This is a genomic window from Arcobacter sp. CECT 8985, from assembly GCF_004116495.1.
GTDB lineage: Bacteria > Campylobacterota > Campylobacteria > Campylobacterales > Arcobacteraceae > Malaciobacter.
Genome location: NZ_PDKC01000027.1, coordinates 22688 through 37067, shown reverse-complemented (window position 1 = coordinate 37067; position 14380 = coordinate 22688). Strand labels below are relative to the sequence as shown.

General features: G+C 26.1%; 15 protein-coding genes. 1 reads left to right on the top strand and 14 read right to left on the bottom strand.

The genetic code is table 11. From position 1 onward, the window contains the following. Positions 1–244: 244 nt before the first annotated feature. A complete protein-coding gene (locus CRU93_RS11075; RefSeq protein WP_129104265.1) occupies positions 245–733 on the top strand; it encodes a hypothetical protein in 489 nt (162 codons plus the stop codon). On the opposite strand, the gene CRU93_RS11070 is transcribed toward CRU93_RS11075, so the two are convergent. The 14 genes from CRU93_RS11070 to CRU93_RS11005 form a co-directional block, all read right to left on the bottom strand. After that, positions 734–1474: a tRNA (5-methylaminomethyl-2-thiouridine)(34)-methyltransferase MnmD gene (locus CRU93_RS11070; protein WP_129104264.1), complete on the bottom strand. Its 741-nt coding sequence runs from the start codon at positions 1472–1474 to the stop codon at positions 734–736. A 3-nt stretch (positions 1475–1477) separates the two neighbouring features. Continuing rightward, positions 1478–1993: an S-ribosylhomocysteine lyase gene (gene luxS / locus CRU93_RS11065; protein ID WP_129104263.1), complete on the bottom strand. Its 516-nt coding sequence runs from the start codon at positions 1991–1993 to the stop codon at positions 1478–1480. Positions 1994–2208: 215 nt separating this feature from the next. Beyond that, entirely contained in the window at positions 2209–2607 is a 399-nt protein-coding gene (locus CRU93_RS11060; RefSeq protein ID WP_129104262.1) for a hypothetical protein, read from the bottom strand. 164 nt (positions 2608–2771) lie between these two features. Beyond that, positions 2772–3218, bottom strand: coding sequence for a MarR family winged helix-turn-helix transcriptional regulator (locus CRU93_RS11055; RefSeq protein ID WP_258238902.1), 447 nt, complete (start codon positions 3216–3218; stop codon positions 2772–2774). 46 nt (positions 3219–3264) lie between these two features. Continuing rightward, positions 3265–3741 (bottom strand): glutathione peroxidase, encoded by a 477-nt coding sequence (locus CRU93_RS11050; RefSeq protein ID WP_129104268.1) that lies wholly within the window; start codon positions 3739–3741, stop codon positions 3265–3267. 596 nt (positions 3742–4337) lie between these two features. Beyond that, a complete protein-coding gene (gene nifJ / locus CRU93_RS11045) occupies positions 4338–7910 on the bottom strand; it encodes a pyruvate:ferredoxin (flavodoxin) oxidoreductase (protein ID WP_129104260.1) in 3573 nt (1190 codons plus the stop codon). An 87-nt stretch (positions 7911–7997) separates the two neighbouring features. After that, a complete protein-coding gene (locus CRU93_RS11040) occupies positions 7998–8666 on the bottom strand; it encodes an HAD family hydrolase (protein ID WP_258238901.1) in 669 nt (222 codons plus the stop codon). Positions 8667–8676: 10 nt separating this feature from the next. Next, positions 8677–10176, bottom strand: coding sequence for a peptide-binding protein (locus tag CRU93_RS11035; protein ID WP_129104259.1), 1500 nt, complete (start codon positions 10174–10176; stop codon positions 8677–8679). 116 nt (positions 10177–10292) lie between these two features. Continuing rightward, entirely contained in the window at positions 10293–10682 is a 390-nt protein-coding gene (gene rpsI, locus CRU93_RS11030; RefSeq protein WP_129104258.1) for a 30S ribosomal protein S9, read from the bottom strand. Between the two features lie 5 nt (positions 10683–10687). Continuing rightward, positions 10688–11107, bottom strand: a complete 420-nt coding sequence (gene rplM / locus CRU93_RS11025) for a 50S ribosomal protein L13 (protein WP_129104257.1) — start codon at positions 11105–11107, stop codon at positions 10688–10690. A 75-nt stretch (positions 11108–11182) separates the two neighbouring features. After that, a complete protein-coding gene (locus CRU93_RS11020) occupies positions 11183–12559 on the bottom strand; it encodes a HAMP domain-containing sensor histidine kinase (RefSeq protein ID WP_129104256.1) in 1377 nt (458 codons plus the stop codon). Beyond that, positions 12553–13227, bottom strand: a complete 675-nt coding sequence (locus tag CRU93_RS11015; protein WP_129104255.1) for a response regulator transcription factor — start codon at positions 13225–13227, stop codon at positions 12553–12555. Before CRU93_RS11015 ends, CRU93_RS11020 begins: the two co-directional genes overlap by 7 nt. After that, positions 13217–13609: a phosphate-starvation-inducible PsiE family protein gene (locus CRU93_RS11010; protein ID WP_129104254.1), complete on the bottom strand. Its 393-nt coding sequence runs from the start codon at positions 13607–13609 to the stop codon at positions 13217–13219. The genes CRU93_RS11015 and CRU93_RS11010 overlap by 11 nt, the downstream gene beginning before the upstream one ends. Further along, positions 13606–14277, bottom strand: coding sequence for a PhoU domain-containing protein (locus tag CRU93_RS11005; protein WP_129104253.1), 672 nt, complete (start codon positions 14275–14277; stop codon positions 13606–13608). Before CRU93_RS11005 ends, CRU93_RS11010 begins: the two co-directional genes overlap by 4 nt. Between the last annotated feature and the right edge of the window lie 103 nt (positions 14278–14380).

Here is a 14380-nt window from a genome sequence, read left to right as displayed (position 1 = left end):
CTGATAATACTGCACCTTTCAGGTGTGGAAACGTAGGTCTCTGCCAGCTCTTGAGTTTTGTTTTTACTTTTTACTAAGCCTTTATCTATAACAACTTTTCTCTTGTTATTGATATGGGCTTTTTTTTTATTCCCCTTACTTATCCCCTTACTTTTTATTTTTATTGTATCATTCCTTCATTCAATTAACATATTATTAATTATATTTTGCTAGAATAATAAATTATTAATTAAAGGAATATTTTATGTTTACATCTTTTAAACAAAAGATTATAGATTATGTATTTACCGTATCAAAACAACCTATTTTATTAAAAGATTTATTAATTGCTAATGCACAATATAATGAAAAGTTACATGTAGATCCAGTTAGACTTGGATTTAGATTGAAAGTTGGTAGAGCATATTTATTATATATTTTATTTGTTATTTTATTTTTAGTGCCATTTACAGCCATTACACATAGACTTTTTGCAGAATTAGACCCACATGTATCTATTTTAGTTGCAATGGTTTTAACAGCAGTTATATTTATTTTCTTTAATTTTTTTAGAGTGTGGTTAGTAGATGAAGTTGCATTATCTCAAATTAAAAAAGGCTGGCAAGTTCATTTCCCTTTTTTCCCATATAAAGAGTATAGTGAAAAAATTGATAAGATATTTACTAAAGCTAATAAACTTGAATTACCTAAAAGAGAATTAGAAAAGTATATATTAGATAATTTATCTGATTAATTATCTAATAATATCATCATAAAGGGCACATGCTTTTTTATTTCTTTGTTTTTTTAATTCCATATCTACATATTTACCAATCTTATTTTGCTTTTTTCTAAAAGCAAGAGTTATTTTTCTTTTTATTGGAATATCTTGGTATATTATAAATCCTGCTTCATAAATTGATAATCTAACCGGTGTTGCAATTGAATACGTAGTAATTATTGTATTTTCATTTGAGAGTTTATATAATAAATCAAAATATTCTTTAGTCCATAATTCATAATTTACATCACTTGAAAAAGCATCTTGATATATTACATCAAATTTTAAATTTAATTTTTCCAAATAATCTCTTGCATCTCCAATATAAATTGTAATTTCAAATTGTTCATTTTTATAATATTTATTTGTACTTAATTGATAAATAATATCTTTCAAATCATCAAACTCTTTAGGATATACAAAATCTTTTAATTCATTTACCAATTTTTTATTTAACTCAGGAGAAAATATATTTATTCTTTTATTTAGATTATTTTTTTTTATATAATAAAGTGTGCTAAGAGTATTATATCCAAGTCCAAAGCAGATATCTAAAATATTTAGTTCATCTTTATCTTGATGGAATTTAAAAGCTGGAATAATATGTTTTGATAAAGATTCATGAATAGCACCATCATCTATATTATGATAGTGCTGATTATATTGAGTTGAAAATAGAGTATTTGAACCATCAACTGTCGCAATTGGATTCATATTTTAAATTTCTACTTCTTTTAATTTATCTTCTGGTAAAAATAGATCTTCATTTGACATTACGCCAATTTTATTATCTAAAATATCTTGCGCAATTTGTTTTGCTTCTTCTAATGAGTGCATTTTATATGTACCACATTGGAATTTATTTAATTCTGGAATATCACTTTGTGATTTTACTTTTAATACATCTTCCATAGATTTTCTCCATGCAGTTGCAACTTCTTCTTCACTTGGAGATCCAAGTAAACTCATATAAAATCCAGTTCTACATCCCATAGGAGATACATCAATAATTTCAACTTTATCTGAATTTAAATGACTTCTAATAAATCCTGCAAAAAGATGCTCTAATGTATGAATACCTTTTTCTCCTAAGTTCTTTTCATTTGGAACACAGAATCTTAAATCATATACTGTTATTTCATCACCAGATGGTGATTTCATTCTTTTAGCAACTCTAACAGCAGGTGCTGGCATAATTGTATGATCAACTCTAAAGCTATCTAATACTGGCATTTTAAATCCTTATATATATTTTTATGATTTTATCAAAATTCCCATTTTAAAGGCTTAAATTTCATAAGTAATCATTAATAATGAGGTTTTTTGTAAAAGAGTTGATTTAATAAATTTATAACAATTGAAAATACTTTTATTTAGTATCTTTAAAAATTGCCAATTAGAAGCTTTTTTATATGTTTATTCATTTCTTTCTAAGAAGAGTATAAATTTTATTTTGGAGGGGTCTCTTTTTTTATTTTTTCAAAAGTATTTTCAATATATTTTGTAGAAGATTTTTTTTGTAAATATGCAAAAAATGCAATTAAAATTACACCTATACCATAAGTAACAAGTATTCCAATAACAATTAAAATTACTAAAATCCAAACATTTTGAAGTTCTCCTTCAAAATCTATAGTGAAAGATTCTTTTGTTTTTTTTACTGTTGCTTTTAAATCATAACTTAAAAAACATTTTTCAGCTTTAAATTTTTTAAATACAAAGAGATCATTGTTTGATTCAAACTCTTCACTAAGAGTTTTAAACGTATCATTCAATCTATTAATTATTTCATCTTTTTTTTCTATATTGTGTGATTTTTGTTGTATTGAAATGTCAAATATACCCATAGATTTCCTTGAATTTTTTTCAGTATAGCAAAAATATTTTTTATTTTTGAACTATCTATGAGCAATAAACATACAAAAAAGAGAGTTTTTTATAAAAGGTTTAATGGGTTATGAATTTTTTATAATTTACTAAAAAATATAAATTTAATAAGAAGTACTTTCTTTTATTTATTTTTATTAAGATGATTTATAAGTAAATTTAATGTACTTCTAAATTCAATTAAACTTTCTTTTTTTATCTCACTTTTATCAAATTTAGAGAATAATTTTTCAGGAATTTTTGAAGCTTCTAATTCTAGTTCATGACCTTTTTTAGTTAATTTGACTATAACTTTTCTTTCATCTTCTTTATTTCTTTCTCTTGTTAATAATCCATTTGATTCCATTCTTTTTAAAAGAGGAGTTATTGTATTTGTATTTAAAAATAACTTCTTTCCTATTTCGCTAACTAACAAACCATCTGTTTCCCATAAAAGTAACATAACCAAATATTGAGGATATGTTAATTCTAATTTTTCTAAAAGAGGTTTATATTCACTTGTTATTAACCTAGAAAGAGCATAAATAGGGAAACAAATTTGATTATCAAGCTTAAGTTGTTCGCAGCTCAAAATAGTCCTTTTTTAAAATTATACAATCTATGCACAAAACTTTTACTTATGATATTATTTGCTTCAAAAAAAACTCTATTTTTTTTGCAGAATCAATACTTCCAAATCTTTTAATTACAACTCCATTTTGATCAATTAAAAACTTAGTAAAGTTCCATTTAATTCTAGAGCCTAAAATACCACTCATACAAGACTTTAAATAATTAAATAAAGGATGTGCAGATGAACCATTAACATCAACTTTCGAAAACATTTGAAAAGAAACACCATAATTAATTAAACAACCTTCTTTTATAGAATTTTCATTTCCTGGTTCTTGATTTCCAAATTGATTACAAGGAAAACCTAGTATAACCAACCCTTTATCTTTATATTTTCTATACAGTTCTTCTAAACCTTTGTACTGATAAGTAAAACCACACTTACTTGCAGTATTTACAATTAATATTATTTTACCTTTATATTTATCGAAGTTTATCTCTTCACCAGATAAACTTTTTGCAGAAAAATTATATATTTCTATATTACTTTGTTTAGAAATACTCCATGCCCTTAATGCTCCAGTCGCACATAAAGCCCACCAAACTAATAATGGTTGAAAGAAAAGCCGAATTAATCTTTTTGTATCAGTATCTAATCCAAAAGCATTTATTTCATTTACGTATTGAGAAATATTCCCTGGGAAAACCAATACAAAAAATAAAGCTACCATAAAACCAACATAAACTCGATAACGTGTTAAGAATAATAAACAAACTCCTAATAATATCTCAACACCACCAGAAAGTAGTACAACTAAATCTGGATCCATAAATACCCATTTGGGAACCTGTGCTAGAAATTCTGTCCTTTCCCAAAATAAATGTGAAATACCTATATATATTAAAGCAAAACCTAAAAGATAAGTAAAAAACTTTTCAGTGCGAGTTAATGGAACCCATGTTATATCTCTTAATTGCATATAAACTCCTTTTTTAATAAAGAATAATTGTATCATAAAGGATTAAATCGTGCAAGATATAATAAATTAGAAGCATTTAATGGTATTTAATACTTATAAAGATAAAGGAATAAATCTTAAAGCAAGAGATAGTAAGGTATAAAATACCTTACTATTTTTTATGCATCTTCTAATTCGTCTGAGTAATCAGCTGTTGCCATTCTTAACAATTGTCTATATCTATATTGAGAGTCTTTTTTATTTTTATTTAAAAGAAAATCAGCATGTTCAGGATTTAATTTTTTAAGAGATTTATATCTTGTTTCTCTTAATAAAAATTCTTCATATCTATCCCAATTTGGTTTTTTACCAAAAATCTTAATTGGATTTTCACCTTGTTTAATTTTTCTAGGGTCATATGTGTAAATTGGCCAATAACCACAATCAGTAGCAAGTTGCCCTTGTTCAACTGAATTCATTAATCCACCTTTTATCCCGTGAGCAATACATGGAGCATAACATATGATTAAAGATGGACCTTGATACTCTTCTGCTTCTCTCATAGCTTGTATAGCTTGTTTTTGATTTGCTTTTGAGTTTATTTGTGCAATATATATATTTCCATAAGTCATAGAAATATATCCTAAATCTTTTTTTGAATTAGTTTTACCATCATTTGTAAAATCAGCAATTGACCCAGCTCTTGCTGATTTTGATGATTGACCACCTGTGTTTGAATAAACTTCTGTATCTACAACTATAATATTAATATCTTTACCTGTAGATAAAACATGATCAAGGCCACCATATCCAATATCATAAGCCCAACCATCTCCTCCTATCATCCATTGTGATTTTTTAACAATATATTTTTTTAGATTTAAAAGTTCTTTTACTTTAGGTAAATCTTGATTTTGTTCTAATTGTGGTACTAGTTTATCTCTTATTTCTTGAGTCTTTGCTCCATTATTTCTATTTTCTATCCACTCTTTGTATAAAACTTTTAAAGGATTATTAACACTATCAATACTTTCTTTCATAATGTTTTCAATTCTGTTTCTAATCGTCTCTACTGCCATATACATTCCATATCCAAACTCTGCATTATCCTCAAATAATGAGTTTGCCCAAGCTGGACCTTCACCTTTATCATTTTTTGTATAAGGAGTTGAAGGAGCAGAAGCAGAGTAAATAGATGAACAACCTGTTGCATTTGCAATCATCATTCTATCACCGAATAATTGTGTTGCTAAAGTTATATATGGTGTTTCACCACATCCTGGACATGCTGAGTGGTATTCAAATAAAGGTTGTGAAAATTGAGAATTTTTTACATTTGTCGCTTCTACTAAATAGTCTTTATATGAAACATCATTAAATAAGTAATCAGCATTTTCTTGTTCAAAATTTTCTTTTTCTTCTTCAAAAGGTACCATTTTAAGTGATTTATCTTTTGTAGGGCATATATCAACACAAATATTACATCCTGTACAATCTAGTATAGATACTTGTATTTTATATTTTAAATCTTTATCTTTAAATTCTTTACCTTTTGCATCAATTGCATGCTCTTTTATACTATCAGGGGCATTCTCAAATTCACTACTATCCATCAAAAATGGTCTAATAACTGCATGTGGACACTCAAATGCACATTGATTACATTGAATACATGTTTCTTCATTCCATTGAGGAACCATAGTTGCAATTCCTCTTTTTTCATATTTCGTAGATCCATTTTCAAATGTACCACTTTCCATTCCTAAATCTATTATTGTAGATACGGGAATTTCATCACCTTTTGCAGCATTTACAACTTTTGCAAAGTTCTCAACATATTCAGAACCTTCATATTTTGAATCTAATGTTAATACTTCATCATTATAATCTAACCACTCATCTTTAATTTCAATTTTTACTAAGCCTTCCGCTCCTGAATCAATGGCTTGATAGTTCATATTTACTATATCTTCACCTTTGTTACCATAAGCTTTTAGAGCATACTCTTTCATATAATTTTTCGCATCTTCATAATCAATAATATTAGCAAGTTTGAAAAAAGCAGCCTGCATAATTGTATTTGTTCTATTCCCTAATCCAATATCTCTTGCTAATTTTGTGGCATTTATTATATAAAAATTAACATTTTTTTGTGCAAGTAATTTTTTTATTCGATTTGGAAGTTTTGATTCAATTTCATCTTTTGAATGAATTGAATTTAATAAAAATGTACCATCTTGTTTTAATTTATCAATAACTTCATATTGTTCTAAATACACTTCTTTAGAACAAGCTATAAAGCTAGGATTTGATACTAGATAAGTTGATCTAATTGGATTTTTACTAAATCTTAAATGTGATCTAGTATAACCACCACTTTTTTTAGAATCATATGCAAAATATGCTTGTGCATAAAGATCAGTTTTATTACCAATAATTTTTACTGAATTTTTATTTGCTCCAACTGTACCATCAGCTCCTAATCCATAAAATAAACACTCTGTAACATCAGTAGTTACTGTTATATTATCTTTTACGTCAATTGAAGTATTTGTAACATCGTCAATTATTCCAACTGTAAAGTTATCTTTTGGATTATTGCTTGCTAAATTGTCATATAGTGCAATAATTTGATTAGGTGGTACATCTTTTGAAGATAATCCATATCTTCCTCCAATAATTAATGGTTGATCTTTGTGTCCATAAAATAAGGATTTTACATCTAAGTATAAAGGTTCGCCAAGACTTCCTGGTTCTTTTGTTCTATCAATTACACAGATTTTTTGTGTTGTTAAAGGCAATACATTCATAAAATATTTTGCAGAAAATGGTCTATATAAATGAACATTTAAAAGTCCAATTTTTCTATTTTCTTTTTCTCTTAAGTAATCAATTGTTTCTTTTATTGCTTGAGTAACAGAACCCATTGCAACAATTACATCTGTTGCTGCAGGATCTCCATAATAAGTAAATGGAGCATAATTTCTATTTGTAGCTTTTGATATTTTTTGCATATATTCATTTACAATATCTGGAAGAGCATTATAATATTTATTTGAAGCTTCTCTTCCTTGAAAATAGATATCATCATTTTGTGCTGTTCCTCTTGTAATTGGAGATTCTGGATTTAAAGATGTATCTCTAAATTTTTGTACAGCATCATAATCAATTAATTTATCAAATACTTCATATGGCATAACTTCAATTTTATTAATTTCATGTGAAGTTCTAAATCCATCAAAGAAGTGAAGAAATGGAACTCTTCCTTTTATTGCACTAAGATGTGCAACTCCAGCTAAATCCATTACTTCTTGTACTGAACCAGTTGCAAGCATTGCAAATCCAGTTGCTCTTGTAGCCATTACATCTTGGTGGTCACCAAAAATAGATAATGCATGAGTAGCTAGTGCCCTTGCACTTACATGAATAACACCAGGAAGTAGTTGTCCAGCAACTTTATACATGTTAGGTATTTTAAGTAGTAACCCTTGAGAAGCTGTATATGTTGTAGTTAAAGCACCAGCTTGAAGTGAACCATGAAATGTTCCAGCTGCACCTGCCTCACTTTGCATTTCAACAACTTTAACTGTTGAACCAAATAGGTTTTTTTTACCTTGTGTTGCCCACTTTTCAGTAGAATCACCCATTTGAGAAGATGGAGTAATAGGATACACTCCCGCAACTTCTGTAAAAGCATAAGATACATATGCAGCTGCTTCATTTCCATCCATCGTAGCAAACTTATTAGTCATTATCTATCCTTATATTACTATTATTTGTATTAATAATAATTAAAAATAGCTTAATATGGTATTAACTTATCTAAAGTAAGCTAAATTTTATAAAATAGGATATAAATTGTCTTTTATTAGTTTTACTGCTTCAAATGCATCTTTTGAAATATGTTTTGAATACTCTTTTAATGCATCTTCATTTGAATAACCACATAATACACCAACACAATTTACACCTGCACTATTAGCACAAATTAAATCAAGTTTTGTATCCCCAATCATCCATACTTTATGATGTTCTTTATCATAATTCATAAGTTCTAAAGTTTTTAAAATAGGTTGAGGGTGAGGTTTTGGATATTCAACATCTTCTCTTCCTGTAATGAACTCAAAATAATCTAATATTTCTAAGTGTTCTAATAATGGAAGGGAGTATTTAGCTGTTTTGGTAGTAACAACTGCAAGTCTTGCAAATTGTGAAGCTAAATCTAAAGTATTTTTTACATTTTCTAGTAATAGAGTTTTCTCTTTTGATACTTCTTTGTATTTTTCTTTATAAGCATCTACATAGTCCCATACTTTATCTTCATCAACTCCTAAATCTTTATACATAATATCAAGTGGATATCCAATAAGATTTTTTATATCTTCATCATTTCCTTTATAATCAAAACCTAATTTATTAAAAGTATGATTAAAAGAGCAGACAATTGCTTCTGTTGAATCAATAAGTGTTCCATCTAAATCAAATAATAAAATATTCTTTTCTTTCAAATTCTTCCTTTTATTTTTCCCATTCTATTTGGTTATGCATTATACCTAAATATGTAGGTTCAATATGCTTAATATCTTTATTTACAACTGTAATAGAGTTAGGAATATATAAAAAAAGATAAGGAATATCTTTTGCTATTAATGAAAATATTTTTTTATATATTTTTGCAAATTTATCTCTATTTACTGTAATAGAACCTTCTTCTATTAATTTATCAACTTTTTTGTTGTTGTAACTAACAAGATTAAATCCACCTTTTTTAGCAGATTTACTATGCCATAATGGATACGCATCAGGTGCAAGTGTTGTTGACCAACCTAATAAAATAGCTTCAAATTTCTTTGGTAAAACAACAGTATTCAAAAAAGCTTGCCATTCTAAGACTCTAATTTTTACGTTCACTCCAGCTTTTTTTAATTGATGTTGAATTATTTGTGCTGCGTTTATTCTTATATCATTTCCAGTATTTGTTGTGAGTTCAAACTCTAAAGGATTTTTTTTATTATATCCTGCTTCATTTAATAACTCTTTGGCTTTTTTTATATTTTGCTTATCAGCTTTAATTTTGTTGTTATAAACATAACTTCCTGGTAAAAAAGGTCCAGTACAAACTTTTCCATGCCCAAAAAATAAAATATCAACAAGTTCTTTTCTATTTATAGCTAAAGACAACGCTTTTCTAACTTTTATATCTTTAAATTTTTTATTTTTTAAATTTAATCCTACATAATCATATGAAAAAGATTGAGATTCAATTATTCTATAATTATTTAAAAATTTCTTATCAATTTGTCTATCTACTTGTAAAGCAGATAATGAAGAGACATCAAGTTTTTTTTGTTTTAGCATTAAAAAAGAAGTAGTTGTATCTGGATAAAATTTATAATTAATTTCATCAATTTTAGGGCGACCTTCAAAGTAGTTATCATTTGCCTTAAGTACAATATTAGAAGAGTTTTTGAATGTTTTTAAAATATATGGACCAGTACCTATTGGATGTTTATTAAATTTACTTGTCATTAAGTTTTTTTCATCTTTTAATATATGATAAGGTAAAAGTCCAACCATCCATATTTCTAATGCTTTAAAATATGGTTCTTTATAAGTAATCATTATTTTGTATTTTCCAAGAGCTTTTACACTTTTTACTTTATTAAAGTTTGATTTAAATGATATATATATTTTAGGATTAATAATTGTTTTATAAGTAAAAATAACATCTTTGGAAGTAACTTCAACTCCATCTTGCCATAAAACACCCTTTTTTAAAGTTATAATTAATTCTTTATTAGTTTTAAATTTATATGATTTTGCAATATCAGGGACAATATTACCAAATTTGTCATATTTTAATAGACCATTAAAAAGCCATTGAGATATTTCTGTACTTGCAGTATCATTTGACAATACAGGGTTTAATCTACTAGGACTTGAACTAATAGATAGATTTAAAGTACTTGAAATTAAAAAAGTTGAAATTAAAAAGATTAAAATAATTGATTTTTTCATATATAATTGTAGTGTTTTTTTGTAAAAAAATAGCTAAAAAAAAAGGAAGCAATTGCTTCCTTTTGATAAATACTTGATTTGTTGTAATCGACAAAAGCAAAATTGTTTTGTGTTGATTATCTTTTTGAGAATTGAGTTGATTTTCTCGCTTTTTTTCTTCCGTATTTTTTTCTCTCAACGCTTCTCGCATCTCTTGTTAATAATCCATAAGGTTTAAGAATAGCTCTAAATTGCTCATCATAAGCAACTAATGCTCTAGAAATACCATGTCTGATAGCTCCAGCTTGTGCAGAATATCCACCACCTACAGTTTTAATTACTAAGTTAACAGAAGTTTCTTGTTTAGATACTTCTAGTGGTTGCATAACTCTTTTTTTAATTGATTCAAGACCACCTAACCACTCATCTAAAGATTGACCATTAATTGTAAGTTGACCATTACCATTTTCTAGCCATACTTTAGCTACAGCTGTTTTTCTTCTTCCTGTTGCGTAAACTTTTGCCATTAGTCTTATCCTTTAATTTGCGCAGTGTGAGGGTGCTCAGAACCTGCATATACTTTTAATTTTTTTAACATATCTTTACCAAGTTTAGTTTTTGGTAGCATACCTCTTGTAGCTAATTTATATAACTTCTCAGGGTTTTTTTCAAACATGTCTGACATTCTGTGAGTTTTTGTACTTCCAAAATATCCTGAGTGAGTATAATAATTTTTAGTTTCTAGTTTTGTTCCAGAAAATTTAGCTTTAGATGCATTGATAATTACAACATAATCTCCACAATCTACGTGAGGAGTATAAGAAGGTTTATGTTTACCTCTTAAGATAGTTGCAACTTCAGTAATAATTCTACCAAATACTTTATCAGTTGCATCTACTACTATCCAATCTCTCTCGATTTCGTTAGCTTTTGCCATTTGAGTAAATTTCATTTATTTCTCCGATTTGATTAATGAGGTGGAATAATATACAATATCTACTTAAAAAATACTTAAATTAAGTTTTTTTTAATATTTTATTATAAATTCAGAGCCTTCATGAATTTTACTTTTAACTTCTAATTTAAAATTATGTAATGAAAGAATAGAATGAACGATAAAAAGCCCTAAACCAAGGGAATTGTTCCAGCCATTTTTTGAGATACGATAAAATTTTTTATTTATTTTACTTAACTCTTTTTCTTCTATTCCAATTCCTTTGTCTATTATACTTATATAACCATCTGATAATTTAACAATTACATCATTCTCTGAATATTTCAAAGCATTTTCAATTAAGTTTGTTAAAGCCATTTCCATTAATGTCTCATCTACATGTAACTTAACATCTTCACCTATTATATTTACTTCATAATCTTTATATTTATCTTTTAAATCAGAAATAACTCTTTGACACATATCTTTCATTGAACAATTTGTAAATGTAGTTTGTTGTTTGCCCTCTTCAAGTTTTAGTGTAAGTCTTAATTTATCAATTATTTGAGTCATTTTATTACCATTTGATTGTATTTTGTTTAAAAACTTCTCTTTCATACCTTCTGGTAAATCTTTATCTGATAATAAAGTTTCACTATAACCTGAAATAATGGCTATTGGATTTTTAAATTCATGGGAAATTGCAGAAATTATTTCATCTTTTTGTCTATTTGCAAGTTTTAATTTTGCAGTTTGTTTAGCTTTTTGTCTCTCTTTTTTTGATAGTTTTTGTGCTACTTTATTTAGTAATTTTGCAATTTTATCAAACTCTTGAGTATAAGATGAACTGATTTCATAATTTATCTTTTTATCACTTAAATCAATCAAGTATTTTAAAATTGCATCTGTTTCATTTTTTATTTTTATACTTATAAAATATGTTGTAATAAATGCAATTATTAAAAATAGAGTAATAATTGCTATTACATGTAAAGATAATTTGATAAAATTTTTTTGTATTTTATCTGTATAATCTGCTAATCTAATATAATAAATTTTATTTTTAACTTTTACTTTTTTTGCCACATATAAAAGTTCTCTATCTAAAGTTTTAGAGAAACGAATAATTTTACCTATACCATCATATTTGGCATGAATAATTTCATATCTATTTTTATGGTTACCCATTTTGTTTTTATCTCTATCACTTTCAGCAATTACTACACCATCTTTATTTATTATTGTGATTCTAAGTTTAGTTCTTTTTTTAAACTCTTTTGCTATTTTTTCTATGTCATTAATATTATGTAAAAGTAAAGATAAAGAATCAATATTTTGAGATAAATTAGTCTCTATTTGATTCATATAAATATTTTTTGACCAAAAGTATGTAGCAAAACTAATACATAAAAATATCAATACAAAAATAATTACATAAGTTCTAAGGAATAGTTGATGTATTTTTAACAAAAGATATAACCTTCCCCTCGAATAGATTTTATATACTCTTTTTGCCCTTCTGGATCTATTTTTGCTTTTAATCTTTTTATAGCAACATTTACAGTTTTTAATTTTTTATCAAAAGAATCTTCCCATACAGTATTTAAAAGGTGTTCCCTTGACAATAATATATCTTTATTTTTTATAAACTCTAATAATAAATCATGTTCTAAATGAGTTAGTTCAACTTCATTATCTTCAATATAAAATTTTTTATTATTAGCTTTGTAGATTATATCTCTTACTTTTAGAATTTCAACTTCTTTAGTTGATCTTTTTATTACAGCTTTTACTCTTGCTACTAACTCTTTTAAATTGAATGGTTTTGTAATATAATCATCAGCATATGAATCAAAACCTTCTAAAATATCTTCATCTTTGTCTTTTGCTGTTACATAAATTACTGGATTATTATAACCTTTTTCTTTTAACTGTGTTATAAAAGTTGCTCCATCAATTCCTGGTAAATTTCTATCCATCAAAATTAAATCAACTCTTTCTTCATCTAATATTTGATTTAGAACTGGATTAATATTTAAGCAGCCAATTGTCTCAAACCCAGCTTTTTGTAAAGTATATTCTAGTAATTCTAAAATATCTTCTTCATCTTCAACTATTAATATTAATTTATTTTTCATTTCTTTCTTCTTCCAGATTCTGTTTTTTACTAGGTGAGTATTTTATAGCAAGTATTCTGAATATAAAGAAAACCAAAATTACAAATAATAAAAAAAGAATAGTAAAGTAATCTTTTTGTGGTTTTGATGTATAAATTACTACATCTCTAATTAGAAATATAATAAATATATCAATAACAAAACGAAGTCTTAATGTCTCTTTTTTTATAAAGTCTGAGATCATTTTCATAACTTCAATAATTACAATAAATTCTAGCATTAATACTATTGTTTTTTGAAAGTCTAAATTTGAAACTAAAACAAAAACAAAAATAACAAATGCTGCTAAAAATTCGTAATTGTTTTCAAAATAGTTTTTTATTTTACGTAAGGCATTTTTCATAGTGGTCTATCTAATTCTCCCCCTAAATGAGCAAATATAATTAAATTTGCAATACTTGATGCTCTATCAGCACACTTCTCTAATCTTCTTAAACTACTTAGTAGATTAAAATAATCCTTTGATAACTCATAATTATTTGTTATAAGTTTTAAAATATTTTTTTCAACCATAGCATATAAATCATCTGTTTTACTCTCTTCTACTAATACTTTATTAAATGATTCTTCAATTAATTTTTCATTATGTTCTTCTAACATTGATAATGTTATTTCAAGGGCATTCACTGCTGCTTTTTGAAGAGGAATAGCATACTCTAAAATTGATGCTTCATCTAAGTCTTCAGAAAATGATTTTCTAAAAGTTTTAATGAATGTTTTAGAGTTAGATCCTGCTCTTACAAGTTCATTTGTAATTTTTAAATATGATACCATCTCTCTTAAATCTTTTGCTTCTGGTGAGTATAACGCAAGAGTTGTTACTATCATATTATCAATATCATTTGATCTTGATATAAGTTTTTTTAAAGATAAATCAATATCTTTTAATAAAGACAGTTCATTATCTTTCAATGCTTTTAATGAAATTTTATTTGCTTCTAAAACAATAGTACCTATTTGTTTTATCTCTTTTCTTATTATATCTACTTTTTCTTCATATGTTTTCAACATTAGAAAAATCTCCCATTCTCTAGTTTTATATTTTATTATTTTGATTACTTTATTTAAATTAAAATTGCGTAGTTTACCAGCTTAAATATTTCTTTTATAGAGC